The following is a 19,878-nucleotide window of genomic DNA, read 5'->3' as shown; positions in this document are numbered from 1 at the left end:
ATAACAAACATGAAAACAATACAGACTTTCATTTTCACCCTGGGCTGTTCAGCCCTGCTGCTTTCTTCATGCGGCGGCAAGAAAGAGGACAAGGCTGCCCAGGCAGGTGCCGACCAGCCCCAAAGCTACCCTGTCGTTACCCTCACCAGTCAAAGCACGACCCTCGAGAGCGACTATCCAGCAACGCTCGAAGGACAGCAAAATATTGACATCAGGCCGAAAATTGATGGCTTTATCGAAAAGATCTTTGTCGACGAGGGGGCCACGGTTAAGCAGGGGCAGCCGCTGTTTTCCATCAATGCGCCGCAATACGAGCAGGAAGTTCGTACAGCCAAAGCAGCTGTAAACAGTGCCGAAGCCGAAGTAAACGCAGCAAAACTTCAATACAATAAAACCAAGCCGCTTGTTGAAAAAGACATCATCAGCAAGTTTGACCTGGAATCTGCTGAGTACAACCTGAAAATCAAGCAGGCCGCCCTGGCCCAGGCACGGGCCGCCCTGGCCAATGCCAATGTAAACCTCGGTTATACCCGTGTGGTCGCTCCCGTAAATGGGGTCATTGGCCGCATTCCGTACAAGACCGGCGCGCTGGTTAGCAGCCAAAGCGCTGAACCGCTCACAACCATTTCAAACATTGCCAAAGTTTACGCGTATTTCTCCCTGAATGAGAAACAGATCCTTGATTTTTCTCGCGACTACAAGGGCGCAACGCTTACAGATAAAATCCGCCAGATTCCCTCGGTATCCCTGATTCTTTCAGATGGCACGGTGTATGCGCAAAATGGCCGTATCGAGACCGTAAGCGGGCAGATCGACACGCAAACCGGGTCGGCAAGCATGCGGGCTACATTTCCAAACCCTTCCATCCTGCTCAGAAGCGGGGCAAGCGCTTTGGTACGCATACCCAAACACCTCGATGCTGCCATTCTGATTCCGCAGAAGTCTACATCAGATATCCAGGGTAAAAAATTCGCTTACCAGGTAGACCAGACCGGGGCGGTAAAGGCTGTAGAAATCGAGATCATGGCCAATACCAAGGGTAACTTTTACGTGGTAACTAAAGGACTCAAGGCGGGCGATAAAATCGTGCTCGAAGGGTTCTCCGGTCTGAAAGACGGCACCAAGATCAAGGCCGAGGAGCGCCCCGCAGACAGTGTGTTCGCAGAACTGAAAAACTAACCGTTAACACCGCAACCAGAAAATCATGTTTAAAAAATTCATAGAAAGGCCGGTATTGTCAACCGTTATTTCCATCATCATCGTGATCCTGGGAATTCTCGGACTGGCAACACTTCCGGTCTCACAATATCCTGAAATTGCGCCGCCAACGGTCCAGGTTCAGGCCTCTTACCAGGGAGCCAATGCCGACGTTGTCATGAACAGCGTTGTCGTGCCGCTGGAAGAGCAGATCAATGGTGTAGAAGACATGGCATACATGACCTCTACGGCCGGCAACGATGGTACAGCAACCATATCCATTACATTTAAGCTGGGTACCAATCCGGACCTGGCAGCAGTGAACGTACAAAACCGTGTCTCGCGTGCCACCAGCCTGCTCCCGCAGGAAGTAACCCGTGCCGGTGTCATTACCTCGAAACGGCAGCCGAGTAACGTGCTGATTTTTGCACTTTATAGCGATAACCCGTCTTACGACCAGAAATTTCTTCAGAATTATGCAGAGATCAACCTGGTTCCGCAGATTAAACGGATTAACGGGGTGGGCGATGCGAGTGCCTTCGGCCGTTCGGATTATACGATGCGCCTTTGGCTTAAGCCCGATGTCATGACTGCCTATGGATTGATTCCGGCAGACATCAGCACAGCCCTTGCGGAACAAAACATCGAAGCGGCGCCGGGGCAGTTCGGTGAAGAGGGCAACCAGTCATTTGAGTATACCCTGAAATATACCGGCCGGCTGAAAAGCGAAACTGAGTTCGGCAACATGATTATCCGCGCCAGCGAAAGCGGCGAGGTTCTTCGCCTTAAAGACGTGGCCCGGATTGAAATGGGCGCACAAAGTTATGCCAGCACTGTTCGTGTAAACGGCAAGCAGGGGCTTGGTGTGGCCATCAACCAGACCGCCGGTTCGAATGCCAAAGAAGTGATTGAAGGATCGCTGCAGGTGCTGGAAAACGCTTCTGCCAGTTTTCCGAAAGGAATTCACTACCTGCCGTTGGTGAACGTGAATGACTTCCTCGATGCCTCTATCGACAAGGTTGTCCATACCCTTATCGAAGCGTTTATCCTCGTGTTCCTGGTCGTGTTCATTTTTCTACAGGACTTTCGGTCTACGCTGATCCCGGCCATCTCGGTTCCTGTGGCCATTATCGGTACATTTTTCTTCCTGAACCTGTTCGGTTTCACCATCAACCTGCTTACGCTGTTTGCGCTCGTGCTCGCCATTGGTATTGTGGTCGATGATGCGATCGTTGTGGTCGAGGCGGTACATGCCAAACTGGATCAGGGGTACAAATCGGCCAGGAAAGCAACGGTCGATGCGATGGAAGATATTACCGGGGCCATCATTTCGATCACGCTGGTCATGGCTGCGGTATTCGTGCCTGTTAGTTTTATCCAGGGCTCATCGGGTGTATTCTACAAACAGTTCGGCCTTACGCTGGCCATTTCGATCATTCTCTCGGCGATTAATGCCCTGACCTTGAGTCCGGCGCTGTGTGCGCTGTTCCTGAAACCGCATGCTGATGACCATGGCCACAAGAAAAATTTCATACAACGTTTTTATACGGCTTTCAATACCTCTTTCGACCGCATGACGAACCGGTATAAAGGTGCCGTATCTTTCCTGGCTAAGAAGAAATGGATCGCAGGTGTCATTATACTTGGTTTTACCGCGGTGCTGGTCTGGACCATGAACACCACGCCAAAGGGATTTGTGCCGAACGAAGATTTAGGCACCATCATGTCTGACATTTCCTTACCCCCGTCTTCGTCCAAAGAACGCACGGATGAAGTGGTGCGGAAAATTGACAGCATTGTGCGCACGGTTCCTGAAGTAAACAGCACCCTGCGGGTTGTTGGTCGCGCTATGATCAGCGGCAGCGGCAGCGCATACGGCATGGTAATCACCAGGCTGAGCCCCTGGAACGAGCGGGACCGCGACGTGAAAGCAATTATAGCAGAGCTCTTTGCAAAGACGGCCAGCATTAAAGAAGCACGTGTGATCTTCTTTGCTCCTCCGACCATTCAGGGCTTCGGCACCAGCGGCGGCTTCGAATTTCAGCTGCAGGACCGCACCGGGGGTGAAATTGCCAAGTTCAGCAACACCGCCAATGAGTTCCTGGCTGAGCTTAGCAAGCGTCCGGAGATCCAGTATGCTTCGACAGCGTTTAACGTGAACTTTCCGCAGTTCCTGGTAACGGCCAATGTTGCCAAGATCAAACAGGCAGGACTAAGCGTTAATGATGTGCTAGGGGTCCTGCAGGGCTATTATGGCGGTGTGTATGCATCAAACTTCAACAAATTTGGCAAACAATACCGGGTGGTATTCCAGGCCGACTTTAAATACCGTACCAACGAGGAAAGTCTGAACAACATCTATGTGCGTACGAAAGCGGGAGCCATGGCACCCATTACAGAGTTTATAAGCCTGAGCAAGGTTTACGGGCCGCAAACCATTTCAAGGTTTAACCTGTATACCTCGATCCAGGTTACCGGAAACCCCAAGCCAGGGTTCAGCTCTGGCGATGCGCTTAATGCGATCAAAGAAGTTGCTGCGCAAAAACTGCCTGCCGGATATGGATACGAGTTCTCAGGTCTGTCGCGCGAGGAGCAGTCTGCCGGCAGCCAAACGGTCTTTATCTTCATGCTTTGCGTGGTGTTCGTATACTTCCTGCTGGCGGCCCAGTATGAAAGTTATGTGCTGCCGTTTGCCGTGCTTATTTCCCTGCCTGTCGGCCTGACCGGTACGTTCATTTTTGACAAAATATTTGGCATTGACAACAACATCTATACGCAGATCACACTTATTATGCTGGTGGGCCTGCTGGCCAAAAATGCCATCCTGATCGTAGAATATGCACTCGACCGGCGCCGGAAAGGAATGGACATTGTTCCCGCGGCTATAGAAGGGGCTACCGCCCGTTTGCGGCCCATCCTGATGACTTCTTTTGCCTTTATCCTTGGCCTTTTGCCGCTCATGCTGTCAAGAGGTGTAGGTGCGGCGGGCAACTCGTCCATCGGTACAGGCGCCGTAGGCGGAATGCTTTTCGGTACCATCTTTGGCATTTTCGTTATCCCTGCACTGTTCATCATTTTCCAGATGCTGCAGGAAAAGGTGAGCAACAAATCGCCGTTTGAAGCAGATATGGAAGCTGCGCGTGCAGAAGATGCCGCTGAGCGCCCTTCGCGTAATGATCAACATTAGCATTCACAAACATGACACAGTTTAAAAAATATACCTTACTTTTTATGCTCCTGCTGCTGGGTGCCGGCGCCTGTGTAACCAGGCAATACGAACGCCCGGCCGTACCAGACAAGGGCTTGTACCGCGATGTGCAGTCTGCAGACACGAATTCGATTGGGCAAATGCGGTGGGACAGCCTGTTTACAGACCCTGTACTCCAGTCACTGGTTCGCGAAGGCCTGGAAAAAAACCTGGACCTGAGGTCGGCCATGGAACGCATCAAATCTGCCGATGCGGCGCTGCGCCAGAGCCGTGCAGCCTTTTTGCCGAGTCTGAGTGCCGACGTGTCGGTTGCCGACAACAAACAGTCGCGCGCCGCACTCAACTTTCCGCCGGGCATCAATATCAACCTGGAAACTCAGACCTACCGCGCGCAGCTCAGCACTTCCTGGGAAGCCGACATCTGGGGTAAACTGAGCAGCGGCAGGCGTGCTGCCCTGGCTACCCTGCTTCAGACCGAGGCGGCCAAACGTGCCATACAAACACAGCTGATCAGCAACATAGCCAACAATTATTATGCACTGCTGGCGCTCGATAAACAGCTGGCCATTACCGAGGAAACGATCCGTATACGCATACAGGATGTGGAAACGATGAAGGCTTTAAAAGAAGGCGCGGTTGTGAACGGAGCGGCGGTTGTGCAGAGTGAGGCCAACCGGTATGCCGCCGAGGTGACCGTTCCTGATCTGAAACGCAGCATTCGCGAAACAGAAAATGCGCTGAGCATTCTCCTGGCCCGAGCACCCGGCACGATTGTGCGCGGCAAACTGGAAAACCAGGTCCCGCTGGCTAGTCTGGAAACGGGTATTTCGAGCCAGCTGCTGCAAAACCGCCCAGATGTTCAGCAGGCTGAATTCGCATTTCGTGCGGCTTTCGAGAATACAAACGTTGCCCGCACGTTCTTCTATCCGTCATTAACCCTGACGGCAGCGGGCGGGCTGTCATCCCTGCAGCTGCAAAACTTCTTTTCTCAATCGATATTCTACAACATTGTTGGCGGCCTGACACAGCCCATTTTTAACCGCGGGCAGAACAAGGCCAGGTTGCGCAGCGCCCAGGCAAGCCAACAGATTGCCTACAACGATTTTCAGCAGTCGCTGCTCAATGCCGGCAATGAAGTTTCGAATTACCTGTACGCTTACCAGGCTGCGACAGACAAGCAGGACAGCCGCAGCAAACAGATTGCATCACTGACCAAAGCTGTAGATTATACCAAGGAATTGCTTCGCTACAGTTCAGCAACCAATTATACAGACGTGCTGACCTCAGAACAGGCGCTGCTGTCTGCCCAGCTGGCCGGAGTAAACGACCAGCTGCAGAAATTGCAGGCGGTTGTGAACCTTTACCGGGCGCTTGGTGGCGGCTGGCGTTAGCAGGTACAGAACTGAACAACTAAGGCCCCGCAGTTTTTTTCAGAGCTGCGGGGCTTTTTTTTGATTGTTCGTTCAATTTGATGTATGTTTAAAGGTTTTTTTGGAGCATAGCTCCGTGACTTTTACCTGGTCTGCCATGTTACTTGCCGATACTGAAAAACCCTGCCGAATGGTTTACTCACTTTGTAAACATGAATTTCTCGGCTACCTCATTGAACCTCATGTTGTTCAGCTGAATCCGCAGGGCGATTTTTCATTGAGTTATCAGCGGGTTTTTACACATACGGCAAAAGACTATGACTGCAGCCTTGACGCGACAGACATCAGGCTCATCAAAATACTGGACGAGATCGAACAGGACTACCTGATCAAAAAGTACCACAAAAAAAGCGTGCGCTCCAGTGAGTTTTTCACCAAGATCTTTGATGAGAAGTTTTATGAAAATGTACGCCCGAGAATAGAGAAAAAACTCGCAGAAGCACTCGAGATCCTCAAGACAAAAGACAGCCTGTACCTGATGGGTAAAGACGGCTGGCCGGTAGAACGGAAAATCGGCCTGGCTGCAGAAGCGGCCTCGGTCCTTTTCCATTTCAGAAGAAATGAAACCGAAACGCGCTACTTTCCGACCATCAAATACCAGGGGCAGCGGATCGAATTTATGTTCAAAGATGCACAGGTGGTCAGCAACCAGCCGGCCTGGCTCCTGCTGGATGATGTGCTTTACTATTTTGAACAGGGTATAGAGGGCAAGAAACTGCAGCCTTTCCTTGGCAAAAGGTATATCGCCATTCCAAAGGCTACAGAAAAGACCTATTTCGAGAAATTTGTCGGTCCGCTGATCGAAAAATATAACGTTTATGCCGAAGGCTTTGAGATCCGTACCGAAAAGTATGAAGCCCGGCCAATCCTGAAAGTTATATATGTGGATGGCGGAATATCCCAGATACAGGTTTATTTTCGTTATGGCGAGTATCTTTTTGCCATGGGCAACGATCGGAAAGTCACAGTGCGCCTGGAGAAAGACGGCGACAATTACATCTTTCACAGGGTGAAACGGTCGCTGGACTGGGAAAAGGAAAAATTTGCCATCCTGACGCGGCTTGGCCTTAAAAAAACAAGCGCATTATTCAGCAACCTGGAGGTTTCCGGCCTGGCAGAAGATGCCGATCAAAGTTATGCCGTTCTGAACTGGATCAATGAGCACATTGAGGAACTGCAGGGTCAGGGCTTCGATATTGAACAGCAGACAGGGCAAAAGCGCTTCGTGATCGGTGCCAACAAGATCGACCTGGAGGTAAAAGAAGGCAACGACTGGTTCGACATTTATGCGATCGTTTATTTTGGCAAGTACCAGATTCCGTTCATCGAACTGAAACAGCACATCCTGCATAAACGGCGCGAGTTCATGCTGCCCGATGGCGAAATTGCGATTATTCCCGACAAGTGGTTTGCGCAGTACGGAACACTGTTCAGCCTGGCCGAGTCGGGCAAGGCGCTTAAACTGAAAAAGCACCACATTGGCCTGGTCAATGAGCTGGCCGAAGACAGCATTACCAATGTTACGCTTCAGCGAAAACTGCAGCGCCTTAACGACTTTGAGCAGATCGATGATACGAATCTGCCAATACATTTCAGGGGAGACCTGCGCAGCTACCAGAAAGCGGGCTACAACTGGTTCGGATTTTTGCGCGAGTACAATTTCGGCGGCTGCCTGGCCGACGATATGGGGCTTGGAAAAACCGTGCAAACGCTGGCCATGCTGCAAAAGGTGAAAGAGGAGAACGAGCAAAACAACAGCCACCACCCCTCACTGATCATCATGCCTACCTCGCTGATCCACAATTGGACAAATGAGGCGAAGAAGTTCACCCCTAAACTGAAAATACTTGCGCATACGGGTACCAACCGGGCCAAAGACCTGTCGCTGTTTGGCAGGTACGACCTCATTATTACCACTTACGGCGTAACACGGATCGATGTAGCGCTGCTCGAGAATTTTTATTTCAACTACATCATTCTCGATGAAAGCCAGAACATCAAGAACCCCGGCTCTAAGTCGTTCAAATCGGTACGTGCGCTTAAATCAAAATACAGGCTTATTTTGAGCGGCACGCCGGTCGAAAATTCAGTGGGCGACCTCTGGCCGCAGCTCACATTCCTGAACCCGGGGTTGCTGGGCTCACAGGCCTTTTTTAATGAAGAATATGTGCAGGCCATTGAGAAGAAAAAAGATGAGGACAAGGCACGGAAACTTCAAAGCATTATCAAACCTTTTGTGTTGCGGCGTACCAAGGAGCAGGTTGCTGCCGAGCTTCCGCCAAAAACCGAACAGGTGTTTTATTGCGACATGAGTGAAGACCAGGCGGCCTATTACGAAAAGACAAAGTCTGCCTACCGCAATGACCTGCTAGAAAGCATGGATAACGGTACGTTTGCGCAGAAACAGGTACAACTCCTGCAGGGGCTCACAGCCCTCAGGCAACTGGCCAACCATCCGCTCATGATCGACCAGGCCTACGCTGCAGATTCGGGCAAGTTCGAAAACGTGGTGCATACGCTCGATAATGTGTTGAAGGGCGGGCATAAAGTGCTGGTCTTCTCACAGTTTGTTAAACACCTGGAAATCTTCCGGAAACATTTTGAAAGGGAGCAGATTGCATATGCTTACCTGGATGGTGGTACCCGTAACCGCGGCGAAGTTGTTTCGAGATTCCAGGAAGACAGCAACCTGAAGGTCTTCCTGATCTCCCTCAAAGCAGGTGGTGTTGGCCTCAACCTGACCCAGGCAGACTATGTATTCATCTTAGACCCCTGGTGGAACCCGGCGGTCGAACAGCAGGCCATAGACCGTACCCACCGCATTGGCCAGGAAAAAAAGGTTTTCATCTATAAGTTCATCGCTAAAGACACCGTCGAGGAAAAGATCCTCGCCCTTCAGAAACGGAAAAAGTCACTTGCCAGTGCCCTGATTACGACCGAAGAAAGTTTTATTAAATCGCTAACCAAAGACGACATCAGGGAAATTTTAAGCTAGGTAGGCTTCACCGGCAAACCTGAAAAAACCAGAAGCTCAGAACCTTTTGCAGCCTGCATTGTTTGCTAGGGTAGAAACTCTAAAAACCCTGGTTATGACAAAGGAAACAAAAATACTTACAGGCGTACTTGCAGGAGCTGCCCTCGGCGCTGTTGCCGCCTTGCTGATCACATCAAGCAAAAATGAGGAAATGAAATCGAAAGTGACCGACTGGTTTTGTGACCTTTTCGACTCCTCTAAAGAAAAAATTTCGTCTCTGGCAGACCGCGTTACTTCTGCCGCGACCGATGCTGCCCAGGCAGCAAAAGACAAATATGCCGAAGTGAAACCCTAATCACTTCCTGCATCCATTCGAAAAAGGGAAATCTATTTGGGTTTCTCTTTTTATTTACCACCTATTTCAGACAATATGCATCTCTCTTTTCATGGTGCCGCACGTACAGTGACCGGCAGTAAACACCTTATTGAATTAAATGACGGTACCGCTATTTTACTCGACTGCGGCCTGTTCCAGGGTATGGGGCAGGTAACCGATAAACTAAACGGATATTTTGGTTTCAATCCGCAGCGGGTAAATTACGTGGTACTCAGCCACGCCCATATTGACCACTGCGGCCTGCTGCCCAGGTTGGTTGCCGAAGGCTTCGAAGGCAAAATATTTGCTACTGCGGCTACCATGGATCTTTGCCGGGTTCTATTGATGGATTCAGCACATATCCAGGAACAGGATGCAGAATACCATAACCGCAACAGCAAAGAGAAGACCGAGGCGCTTTATACCGAAGACGATGTGACCAAAACCATGTCGCTGTTTAAGATCGTCGACTATAATGAAGACTTCGAGATCAGCGATGCGGTTACCTTACGCTTTACAGACGCGGGGCATGTGGTAGGCAGTGCCGCGGCACACCTGAGCATCAGGGAAGGTGACAAAAAAATCCGCCTGTCTTTTAGCGGCGACGTTGGCCGGTATGGCGATTTGCTGCTTAAAAGTCCGCAGCAGTTTTCGCAGGCAGATTACATCATTATGGAGTCAACCTATGGCGATAGCCTGCATAAGGACCTGGAACCGATTGAAGACGCTTTGCTCGAATACATACACCAGACCTGCGAGGTTAAAAAAGGCAAATTGATCATTCCGGCCTTTAGTGTAGGTCGTACACAGGAAGTGCTGTATGCACTGAACGGCCTGGAGCTGAAGGGCAAACTGCCAGATGTTCCTTATTTTGTAGACAGCCCGCTGTCATTGCAGGCTACAGAGGTGCTGAAAGACCACCCTGAGGTGTACAATAACGGAGTAAAAGAGGTCATGAAGCGCGATGCCGATCCTTTTGCTTTTAAAGGGCTGCGGTTTATAGAACGTGTCGAAGAGTCAAAAGCGCTGAACGCAGATCCGCGGCCATGCGTGGTCATTTCTGCTTCGGGAATGGCTGAGGCCGGCCGGGTCAAACACCATATCAGGAACTGTATCAGCAACCACCGGAACACGATCCTGCTGGTAGGCTACTGTGAACCAACTTCGCTTGGCGGCCGCCTGATGGCAGGAGAAAAAGAGGTCGATATTTTTGGAGAACGCCTGCAGGTACAGGCCGAGGTGGGGGCCATAAAATCCATGAGTGCACACGGCGATTGTGAAGACCTGCTGCATTTCCTGTCATGCCAGGACCCCCAGATGGTGAAACAGGTTTTTCTCGTTCACGGGGAGTATGAAGTTCAGCAGAAATTTGCGCTGCGGATACGCGCCAAAGGTTTCAAACATGTGGCCATCCCGGAATACCACGAACGTTTCGAGCTGGAATAACCTGATTCGTGTTCAGACAGGATATACAACTGTTTTCTGGTAAACATTGCCGACCTTTAGGATATGGATGTCTTTAGCAAAGCGCTGCTCGATTTTTACACCACAGGCCGCGGCGATACATTATGGCTCAACAACTCGTATGGCGAACCTGAAGAGATGCCCGTTGATGTCTTTTTTCGAGGCAAGGGTGATATGCCGGAAATCGAACGCATTGCTTTGCGCATGTGCCGCGGCAGTGTGCTCGACATTGGCGCCGGTGCAGGAAGCCATGCGCTGGTGCTTCAGCGAGACGGCCTGCAGGTAACCGCAATCGACATCGCACCCGGTGCGGTCGAGATCATGAAAAAACGGAAAGTAAAGCGTGCCTTTGAACAGGATATTTTTCAGTATACAGGCGAACGGTTCGACACATTGCTGCTGCTGATGAACGGCATCGGGCTTTGTGGCTCTGTTAACGGTTTTCTTGATTTTTTGCGCCATGCGGCGCAATTGCTCGCGCCTGGCGGACAATTGCTGTTCGACTCATCAGATATCAGGTACCTGTACGATGACCTGCCTATGCCCGGATCATCCTATTACGGCGAAATTGCCTACCAATACAATTACAAAGGCGAAAAAGGCCCCTGGTTCAACTGGCTTTACCTGGACCGCGTACTGCTGCAAACCCTGTCGGCGGGCAATGGCTGGGACTGCAAACTGGTATACGATGACGGAGAGGACCAGTTCCTGGCCCGGCTTACCCGTAAAAGCGATGGCTAAGGCCCTGCACATCTTCGAATTTCCAAGCAACCTGGGACTAAAACAGCTGCATGCTGCAGCGCCTGGCGTTCGCAAATTGCCTGAGCGGCTCAGGGGCCTTGGTCTGCATGACTCGCTTAGCCCCGCGGCCGTGTCTGCCTTGCCGCCGCCGCCGTATACCATGAACCTGGACCCGGTTACAGGCATCCGCAATGCAGCGGCCATCAGGGAATATGCCAGCAGGCAGGCAGAGCTGCTCAGACCCGCATTCGCTGCGCATACCTGCGCTCTTTTGCTTGGCGGCGATTGCAGCATCCTCATCGGCAGTGCTTTAGCCTTGAAGCAACAGGGTGGGGGCGCGCTCTTTTTCCTGGATGGCCATACCGATTTTGTCACGCCCGACCAATCTGCGACCGGTGGTGCCGCCGGAATGGACCTGGCGCTTGTTACCGGTCATGGCCCGCATCTTTTAACCAATATACAGGGCCTGGGGCCTTACTTTGCCGAAGAGCAGGTTTGGTGCGTGGGCAACCGTTATTTTGATGCGGGCTACCTCGAGCCGCTGCAGCGCTCTGCCATTACTTACGTCGATCTGCCGGAGCTGCAGAAAATGGGAATGATAGCTTGTGCCGAATCTTTTATTCGCTTTCTGGACGAAAAACAGGTGCCCCGGTTTTTCATCCACCTGGACGCCGATGTGCTGGACAATGCAGTCATGCCCGCCGTAGACAGTCCGCAGCCCGGGGGTCTTTCATATGTCGAATTAGGTGAACTCCTATTGCCCTTGCTCACCGATGCGCGTTGTGCAGGCATGGAAATTACCATTCTTGACCCTGACCTGGACCCGACAGGTCAAAGCACAACGCTCTTTTCCGAGCAGCTTATCGCATTGATGAAGCATGCGGGTTTTTAGCGCACATCAGCCAACAGTCAAATTGTCTTAAGTAAAAAGTCATATTGCTTGCGGGCAGGCGGTGCCGGCCTGGATCAGCCGTATATTTGATCATGCAACAAATTAAGCTAAGCGTGCTGGATCAGTCTCCGGTTCGCAAAGATGCCAATGCCCGCCAGGCTATAGAAGAAACGACTTTGCTTGCGCAGCATACCGAAAAGTTGGGCTACCACCGGTTCTGGGTTTCAGAACACCACAACACAGATAGCCTGGCCGGCTCTACGCCCGAAATTCTGATCGCGCATCTGGCCAACCATACACACCGCATTCGCCTGGGCTCTGGCGGCATCATGCTGCCCAACCACAGCGCCCTGAAAGTAGCCGAAAGCTTCAGGCTGCTGGAGGTCATGCATCCCGGACGAATAGACCTGGGAATAGGCCGGGCGCCGGGTACCGATCGCATTACGGCCTCGATCTTAAATCCGGCCAACAATTTCAGTGAGCAGGATTTCATTGCGCAGCTAAACGACCTCGGTAATTTTTTTCACGACATACCTGATCAGAGCAATATGAACGGCAAGATCAAGGCAATTCCCGTCGCGGAAACGGTGCCCGCACAGTGGATTCTGAGCAGCAGTGGCCAGAGCGCCCTTTTTGCCGCGCATTTTGGTATGGGATTCTCGTTTGCCCATTTCATCAATCCCAATGGCGGTCCGCAGGCAGTTCAGTATTACCGGGATCATTTTAAGCCCTCTGCAGATCTGAGTGCACCCGAAGCCAATGCAGCATTCTTTGTATTCTGCTCTGAAGACGAGGAGAAGGTGCAGCAGCAATCTGCCCTACTGGCGCACCGCTTTTTGCAGCTCGAAAAAGGTCAGGGGCTTGGCAAACTCGGTTACGACGACATCAGGGATGTACAATATACCCCGGCCGAACAGGAGCGCATCGATTACAATAAAAAACGGATGGTCAATGGAACACCCGATCAGGTTAGGGAACAACTGACCAGTATGGCGGCGGCATACCAGGTAGACGAACTGATGGCTGTAACCATTACCGAACACTTTGAAGACCGGCTGCGTTCGTATGAGCTCCTGGCCGATATGTTTTTATAGCTGGGTAATCAGCAGCCAGAACATCCACCCTGGCTGCTGCGTGATTTTATTGTTAATAAACCCACCGCAAGTAACGCAGAAATAAAATGCTCCGCTAGGCTAAAATGTTGTTTTTTGCAGCCCGGGCGCTTACAAGCAAACCAAACGCGTTATTTTCCCATCTGGCGGTCAAAAAAGCCTGTGATCAGTTTGAACACGCCCTCGTAATGGGTCATAGGTAAGGTCTCGGCTTTGTCATTAACATCATGATAAGCTTTTACACCGCCCATTGTATACATGAAAAAAGCCGGTACACCTTTTTCTGAGAAATGGAAATGATCGCTGTTGGCCGCTTTGCCCCGGCGGGCCAGCCTGGGCAGGAACCCGCCCGCGCTGTTGACCTGCTCAAGCTGTTCAAAGGCCCGGGGGTAAAGACTGGCGTTTACAACTGTAGCTCCCTCTTCACCGGTGCCTACCAGGTCCAGGTTCAGCAAAAATCGGATCGACGACAGGGGAACAAGCGGTCTCGCCGTAAAAAATTCTGAGCCCAGCAGGCCGGCCTCTTCCCCGGCAAAGAACACAAAGACCACGCTGTAATCCGGTACGTTGCGCGCGTAATGCCGGGCCAGGCTTAACAAGGTCGATACGCCGCTGGCGTTGTCATTTGCACCGGGAAACCAGGTGCGGTCTCCCATGCCACCCAGGTGATCATAGTGAGCGGTAAGCACGAGCAGCGAATCGGGCTTTGAACGCCCGCGCACCATACCGCAAACATTGTACGCCTGAAATGCCGGCACGAAACGGTTCTCAATATCCATGGAAAAGCGCTGTGGCTCCCCTTTAACGGTTTGACGGTTCAGGTAAATGACGGTGTAAGGGGCTACTTCTCTGGCGACCGACCAGGTAAGCTTATCCTGGAAAATGAACACGGTCTTTGTTGTGGCAGAAACGTACGTGATGCTGTCTTTTTTGCTGAGCGCCTCATTATTCAGGCGTTGGCCGATGCTTTCGTTACCAACCAGAAAATCGACACCGGGCCGTAGCGACTGTCCATTCAGCGTCAGGTGCATCTTGCCCGGAAAGGTGTTAACGGGGTAAGTGAATTCTTGCAGGTAAGAATCCCCGTTCAAGGCTTTCAGGCCGGCTGTTTTCAGCTGGAGCGCGAGAAATCCAGCGGCTTTTTTCATGCCATCGCGCGTATAGCCCCGTCCCCAGAAAGCCGCTGAGCTCAATTGCTTGAGGTTTGCCTCGGTAAACGCCCGATCCTGCGCTGCAGCAGGCAGCACGGGTAAAAGAAAGGCAAAGAGGGCCAGGCGACATGCAGCAAACATAAAAGCTATTTTTTACGAATATACCGCAATACAGTATTTGCGCAAAAAATAGCTCTCCAGGCGTCTAAAACCTGAGCGAAAGATTGGCCAGAACGCTTCTTGGCAGCTGCGGCTCAATAGTCGTCCAGCCTTTAAAATACCGCTCGTTGGTCAGGTTATCTGCCTTTACACCCAAACGGTATTTGCCAAAGTTGTAAAAGAGGGTTGCATTGGCAACGGTATAGGCCGGAATGGTGAATGCACCGGTAACCGTATTGTTCGTAATCAGGTTTTTGCCTGCGTAGTTGCCGCCCAAGCCTGCACCCAGGCCTTCAAGAGGTCCGCCCTGAACCTGGTAGCTGATCCAGACATTAGCCAGGTCGGCCGGGCCGGCGCTTACCGGCCTGAGGCCTTCAACATTCGCAGCAGACCGGGTCATTTTGCTGTTGTTGTGGCTGTAACCAGCCACGATGTTCAGGCCCGAAATGGGGTTGACCTGAAGGTCGATCTCGAAACCGCTGCTTTTCTGTGCACCGTCCTGGACGGTAATGTTAAGTGGCGTGCCGTTGCGAACAATCTGTTCGCTGCGCGTCATGTTGTCAACCCGAATGTCGTAATAACTGGCCGTCATACCCAGCCGGCCGTTAAGCAGGTCCAGCTTGACCCCGCCTTCGACCTGGTTGGCCTGCTGCGGCTTGAATATGCCTGAAACATCCGGAACCGGTTGCACAACAGGCGCCACGTTCTTGAATCCGTTCATGTAATTGCCGAACAGGGAAACACGGTCTTTGAGCACCTGATAGACCAGCCCGAACTTGGGCGAAAAAGCAGTTTGCAGGTAACCGTTCGGGAGTGAATTGCCAGACACCTGGTCAAAACTGGGCTTATTGTCGAACCGGTCTACCCGCAGGCTGAGCATGGCCATCAGTGTTTCGCTCAGGTTCAGCACATCTGAAACATAAGCACTGTATACATAATTGCTGTTCCTGCCCTTAGTCGGTGCTGCGGTGCTCGCGGCCAGGCGGCTTTCTATGGCCTGCCGGTTCATGCTGGCATAATTGGCTGGATTGCCCAGGGTGCTCACCTTGTCAAAGACGATGTAAGGAGAATTCGCGTTGACCGTACGTTGGGCCAGGTAGTCGACACCAATGACCACGCGGTTGCGCAGGCCGCCGATTTTAAAATCGCCTGTAAAGTTTTGCTGCAGGTTGAAAGCTGAACTTGCGGCGTTGAGGTAGGCCACATAGCGCGACAGTTCAGCGTCTGTTGGCCCGATGAACATGACATACTGGTACAGGCCGTCACTTTTGCGGTAACTTTGCGAAAAACTTGTCTGCGAGCGCCACTGCTCAGATAGCCGGTGGGTGAGTACCCCGTTCAGATTGGTGCTCGGTGTTTTGACCGTAATGTCATTGTTCGTATACGATTTGCTGAAATCCATGTTCAGTGCTTCGGGGCTGCGGGCAATCAGCGCACGGCTCCGGTTTAAGAACACCATAAGCGGATTGGTGGCTTCGGCCTGATAAAACTCTGCATAAAGGTTCAGCCGCGTCCGCTCGCTTATGCGGTATTCAATAGCTGGTGACAATGTTAAAGTTTTTCGGAATCCGGCGTCCTGGAAACTCTCCTGGTTGTGATAGGCGGCATTGACACGCGCAAGAAGTGTCTTCTTCTGGTTGATGGGGCCGGTAAGGTCTGCTGTAAGCCGATTGGTCCTGAAGCTTCCTGTAGTATAACCAAGCTCGCCGAAAGCCTGCTCCTGGGGTCTTTTGGTCACAAGGTTCAGCAGCCCGCCAAAATTGGTCAGTGCACCACCAAAAAGTGTTCCTGACGGCCCTTTGATCACTTCGATTTTTTCAATATTTACAGGGTCTATATCTCCGTTCGTCAGGCTGGCAATGCCGTTTACCATGCTCGGCTGTATGGTAAAACCCCGAAGCTGGTAAAATGCTGCACCGTCGCCGGCCCTTCCCGTAGATGACCACAGTTTATCAATGCCCGAACTGTTCTTCAGCGCATCGCTGAGGTTTACAACCACCTGTTCTTTCATCAGGTCTTTGCTGATGCTGGTGTAAACCTGCGGGTTTTCCAGGTTTGTGAGTGGCATCCTGGCTACCCCTTCACTGCTTTTTACAGCGAATTTATTTGCCCGCTCCCCGCGTATGTGAATGTCTTCGAGTTGACTCAGGTTCTCTGACAGGCTGAAATCTGCCTGCACGGCCCCGGCGGTAACACTTACGGTTTGTTCTGTCGCCTTCAGGCCGATGGCCGAAACACGCACCACATAGGTTCCTGCTCTGAGCCGTAGAAAATGGTAGCGGCCAGCGTCGTCGGTGTAGGTTTCGAGGCCCTTTCCCTTCAGACGTACGGTTACGCCGCTGGCCGCTTCGCCGTCTGCAGTAATGATTCGTCCTTCAATGCTGCCAGCCGGTTGCTGGGCAAGGGCAGTCCAGCTAAAACAAAAACAGATAACAATCGTAAAAATGGTTTTGAGCATGTTCTAAAGCCTTAAAATTTATAAGATACACTTACCCGGAAGTTTCGTGGGGCCTCGGCCTGCCAGTAATAGGCACTTAGCCAGGAATAATACGAGCCGCTGTACAGGTAGTCATTAAGCAGGTTGTACACATTGGCATTGATGCGCAGTTTGTTGTTCTCCCAGAACAGGCCGCCATCAACCTTTATATAGTCTGGCAGGCGCTCCAATCCTGCGCTCCAGGTGTCTGTTGCCCGGTCTGCCAAGTAGGTTAATCCGGCCGAGATGCCGGTTCCTTTTAGTGGACCCCGAGTCAGGTTGTAACTGATCCAGCCATTGGCGGTATGTTTCGAGAAACCGGGTACCATGTCGCCAACTTTAATAGTGGTTACACCAGGGGCTACTTCGGTTACCTTAGAGTCGGTATAGGCATAATTGGCCATGATTTTCAAACCTTCGGTAATTGTTCCGCGCACATCGAATTCAATACCCTGCGCCCGCTTTTCGCCGAGAACGATGCTAAGGCCGGAGTTCGGCGGACTGTTCGGATCTGCAGTTAGTTCATTCTGTTTCAGGATCCTGTAAACAGAGAGCGAGGTATTCCAGTTTCCACCAAACCAGTCCTTCTTCAGCCCCGCTTCCATGTTGTTTCCCGTAATTGGCCTGACCGCCCCGCCACCTGCAAGTTGTCCGCTCTGGGGGATAAAGGCCTGGTCGTACATTGCGTAAACCGAGGCTGTTTTGCCGAGCGAATAACTCAGACCGGCACGGGGCGTAAAATGCCTGCCCTGCTGGTCAGCGCCGCCCCAGGCAGATTGCTTAACCCAGGTGTACCTTCCGGCCAGTGTTAACCGGAGGCGGTTAGCAAAGAAACCAAGCTCGTCCTGCACATAAACTGCGGCATAGCGCTGGTCCATTAATCCGCCCGCGGCTTTAGCGCGTTCAGATAAGGGTGTCTGGCGGTCAAAATTGGCAAAACCATTTGATGGCAGCCCGTAATATGGATTGTTCAATGAGAAGGGTGCAGTGGGCAGATCAAGGTCGTGCGACTGGCCCCAATCTGCTTCGTAATCTTTGCGACCCGCATCAAGACCGCCAAGTATGCGGTGTTGAATGCCGCCGGTCAGGGCTGTTCCGGTTACAAACAGCTGGCCCAAGGTCATTTTGCTTGCAGCGTCCCAGATGGCCATGTTCCTGATCAGGGTGCCATCGCTGTTCACTTTACTAGGCCAAGTGCTCGTGCCGACCTGTTTGTAATTAAAGTAAGACCCCTGGGCGGTCAGTTTCCAGGCCTCGCCCAGGCCCTGTTCAAGCATCAGGTAGACGCTATGGTCATTGATGCGCGTAGGCTGGATGCCCGAAACGCTCATTGTAAATGAAGCGGGTTGGGTAGCATAGCCACCGGGGCCGAACACGTAAAACGACCCGACCTCGCTCATTTTTGCGTGCTGCAGCGTGTATTCTGCAGTAATTTTGGTGCTTCTGGAGGCCTGGTAAGAAAGCACGGGGGCAAAGCTGTAGCGGTTGTTAAATTCACTGCCGCGAAAAGACTTTTTGTTTTGCCCGGCCAGGTTGATCCTGTACAGCAATTTGCCATTAGCAGTGGCTTTGCCGTCCAGGTCTACCGCTGTACGGAACATGTCGTAGCTCCCCAGCGTTACGGTGGCTTCACCTTTGGCCTGTCCAGTTGGCTTTTTTGTAACCACATTGTACAGGCCGCTCGGATCGCCGGTGGCAAGCATAAAGCCTGCCGGCCCTTTAACGAACTCGATTCGGTCTACAAAACTCATATCTTCGGTAAGCGGCCCCCAATAAGACGCCACTACGTTAAACCCATTTCTGAAGGCCTGGATCTGTGAGCCACGCATCGTGATATTGGTGTACAGGTCTCCCCAATGTTCGACCCTTACCGCGCCGCTTACATTTCTGATTACCCCATCGCTCATACTGACCACCTGCTGTTGCGACAGATCGGCCGAATTGACGACCTGGATATTCTGCGCCACTTCAAGAAGCGGGGCCTGCAGGCGCAGGCTTGAAGAAGGCTCGGTTGCAGTGCTTTTCCTGCGGCCGGCCACATTGACATCGTCCAGAAAACGTTTGTCCTCCTGCAGGGTAAAATCCAGCGTTCTGGTTTCCCCGTCCTTAAAAGTAACCGTCTGTTCCTGAGTATTCAGGCCTACGGCCGATACCCTGACCGTATAAGAGCCTGTCTTGATGCGGTTAAGCAGGTAGCGACCGTTTGCATCAGTGCTGGTTGCATTCCCTTTGCCTTTCAGGCTCACGGTTACGCCCGGCGCCAGATGCCCGTCTGCGGTAGACACAGTTCCTTTCAGCGTCCCCTGCTGTGCCTGAACAGAAACGGCGGCGCAAATAATGGCGGCTAAATTAAGTAGGTATTTCATCATGTTTATTTGGACTAATTCTAAATTGATGCAATGTTAGAAACAAAAAATTAGTTGCGCAAGAAAAAGTGCGATAAATCAGTTGGCAGAAATTGCGTATGAACGCATTTATCCGGGTATGAAGAACTTGGCAACAAACGAAAACACCGCTTTCGGGATTGGCGATGAGGCTTTATGAGTACGCCAACGAAAGCGTTGTTTTATGCTGATTTTTGTAAAAAAATGTTCAGGGAGTTGCTTAACTCAGAATTTATTTAAACATTTGCATCACAATACAATTAACATCAGATTGAACTGGCAAAATACATATCAAATGACTGCGTTCCAGGCTT

At 51.7% G+C, this 19,878-nt stretch carries 12 protein-coding genes; 9 read left to right on the top strand and 3 right to left on the bottom strand.

The window, feature by feature from the left end; genetic code table 11:
- Positions 1-9: 9 nt before the first annotated feature.
- The 9 genes from C7T94_RS02120 to C7T94_RS02080 all read left to right on the top strand — a co-directional run bounded on the left by C7T94_RS02120 (position 10) and on the right by C7T94_RS02080 (position 13,376).
- Positions 10-1,179, top strand: coding sequence for an efflux RND transporter periplasmic adaptor subunit (locus C7T94_RS02120; RefSeq protein WP_107213184.1), 1,170 nt, complete (start codon positions 10-12; stop codon positions 1,177-1,179).
- A gap of 25 nt (positions 1,180-1,204) precedes the next feature.
- Positions 1,205-4,384, top strand: a complete 3,180-nt coding sequence (locus C7T94_RS02115; RefSeq protein WP_107213182.1) for an efflux RND transporter permease subunit — start codon at positions 1,205-1,207, stop codon at positions 4,382-4,384.
- Positions 4,385-4,395: 11 nt separating this feature from the next.
- A complete protein-coding gene (locus tag C7T94_RS02110) occupies positions 4,396-5,796 on the top strand; it encodes an efflux transporter outer membrane subunit (protein ID WP_107213180.1) in 1,401 nt (466 codons plus the stop codon).
- Positions 5,797-5,932: 136 nt separating this feature from the next.
- Complete coding sequence (locus C7T94_RS02105) at positions 5,933-8,830, top strand: DEAD/DEAH box helicase (RefSeq protein WP_107213178.1); 2,898 nt, start codon at positions 5,933-5,935, stop codon at positions 8,828-8,830.
- A gap of 94 nt (positions 8,831-8,924) precedes the next feature.
- Positions 8,925-9,164, top strand: a complete 240-nt coding sequence (locus tag C7T94_RS02100) for a YtxH domain-containing protein (RefSeq protein ID WP_107213177.1) — start codon at positions 8,925-8,927, stop codon at positions 9,162-9,164.
- A 75-nt stretch (positions 9,165-9,239) separates the two neighbouring features.
- Complete coding sequence (locus C7T94_RS02095; RefSeq protein ID WP_107213175.1) at positions 9,240-10,631, top strand: MBL fold metallo-hydrolase; 1,392 nt, start codon at positions 9,240-9,242, stop codon at positions 10,629-10,631.
- A 63-nt stretch (positions 10,632-10,694) separates the two neighbouring features.
- Entirely contained in the window at positions 10,695-11,390 is a 696-nt protein-coding gene (locus C7T94_RS02090; protein ID WP_107213173.1) for a class I SAM-dependent methyltransferase, read from the top strand.
- Complete coding sequence (locus tag C7T94_RS02085; protein WP_107213170.1) at positions 11,383-12,282, top strand: arginase family protein; 900 nt, start codon at positions 11,383-11,385, stop codon at positions 12,280-12,282. The genes C7T94_RS02090 and C7T94_RS02085 overlap by 8 nt, the downstream gene beginning before the upstream one ends.
- A 92-nt stretch (positions 12,283-12,374) precedes the next feature.
- Positions 12,375-13,376 (top strand): LLM class flavin-dependent oxidoreductase, encoded by a 1,002-nt coding sequence (locus C7T94_RS02080; RefSeq protein WP_107213168.1) that lies wholly within the window; start codon positions 12,375-12,377, stop codon positions 13,374-13,376.
- A gap of 149 nt (positions 13,377-13,525) precedes the next feature.
- Here C7T94_RS02080 and C7T94_RS02075 read toward each other — a convergent pair whose 3' ends face one another.
- From C7T94_RS02075 to C7T94_RS02065, 3 genes are all read right to left on the bottom strand, one after another.
- Complete coding sequence (locus tag C7T94_RS02075) at positions 13,526-14,686, bottom strand: M28 family metallopeptidase (protein WP_107213167.1); 1,161 nt, start codon at positions 14,684-14,686, stop codon at positions 13,526-13,528.
- Between the two features lie 64 nt (positions 14,687-14,750).
- The gene (locus C7T94_RS02070; protein ID WP_107213165.1) at positions 14,751-17,162 is read right to left on the bottom strand and encodes a TonB-dependent receptor; all 2,412 of its coding nucleotides are present in this window, start codon (positions 17,160-17,162) and stop codon (positions 14,751-14,753) included.
- 11 nt (positions 17,163-17,173) lie between these two features.
- On the bottom strand, positions 17,174-19,549 hold the full coding sequence (locus C7T94_RS02065) for a TonB-dependent receptor (RefSeq protein ID WP_204353191.1): 2,376 nt from the start codon (positions 19,547-19,549) through the stop codon (positions 17,174-17,176).
- Between the last annotated feature and the right edge of the window lie 329 nt (positions 19,550-19,878).

It is taken from the genome of Pedobacter yulinensis, from assembly GCF_003029735.1.
Lineage (GTDB): Bacteria > Bacteroidota > Bacteroidia > Sphingobacteriales > Sphingobacteriaceae > Pedobacter > Pedobacter yulinensis.
The sequence above is the reverse complement of the archived record's forward strand: the minus strand, read 5'-3'. Positions and strand labels throughout refer to the sequence as shown.

Coding starts and splice junctions, on each gene's coding strand:
- C7T94_RS02085 (WP_107213170.1), top strand. CDS start 11,383: ATGGCTAAGGCCCTGCACATCTTCGAATTTCCAAGCAACCTGGGACTA.
- C7T94_RS02100 (WP_107213177.1), top strand. CDS start 8,925: ATGACAAAGGAAACAAAAATACTTACAGGCGTACTTGCAGGAGCTGCC.
- C7T94_RS02105 (WP_107213178.1), top strand. CDS start 5,933: ATGTTACTTGCCGATACTGAAAAACCCTGCCGAATGGTTTACTCACTT.
- C7T94_RS02095 (WP_107213175.1), top strand. CDS start 9,240: ATGCATCTCTCTTTTCATGGTGCCGCACGTACAGTGACCGGCAGTAAA.
- C7T94_RS02080 (WP_107213168.1), top strand. CDS start 12,375: ATGCAACAAATTAAGCTAAGCGTGCTGGATCAGTCTCCGGTTCGCAAA.
- C7T94_RS02110 (WP_107213180.1), top strand. CDS start 4,396: ATGACACAGTTTAAAAAATATACCTTACTTTTTATGCTCCTGCTGCTG.
- C7T94_RS02075 (WP_107213167.1), bottom strand. CDS start 14,686: ATGTTTGCTGCATGTCGCCTGGCCCTCTTTGCCTTTCTTTTACCCGTG.
- C7T94_RS02065 (WP_204353191.1), bottom strand. CDS start 19,549: ATGATGAAATACCTACTTAATTTAGCCGCCATTATTTGCGCCGCCGTT.
- C7T94_RS02120 (WP_107213184.1), top strand. CDS start 10: ATGAAAACAATACAGACTTTCATTTTCACCCTGGGCTGTTCAGCCCTG.
- C7T94_RS02090 (WP_107213173.1), top strand. CDS start 10,695: ATGGATGTCTTTAGCAAAGCGCTGCTCGATTTTTACACCACAGGCCGC.
- C7T94_RS02070 (WP_107213165.1), bottom strand. CDS start 17,162: ATGCTCAAAACCATTTTTACGATTGTTATCTGTTTTTGTTTTAGCTGG.
- C7T94_RS02115 (WP_107213182.1), top strand. CDS start 1,205: ATGTTTAAAAAATTCATAGAAAGGCCGGTATTGTCAACCGTTATTTCC.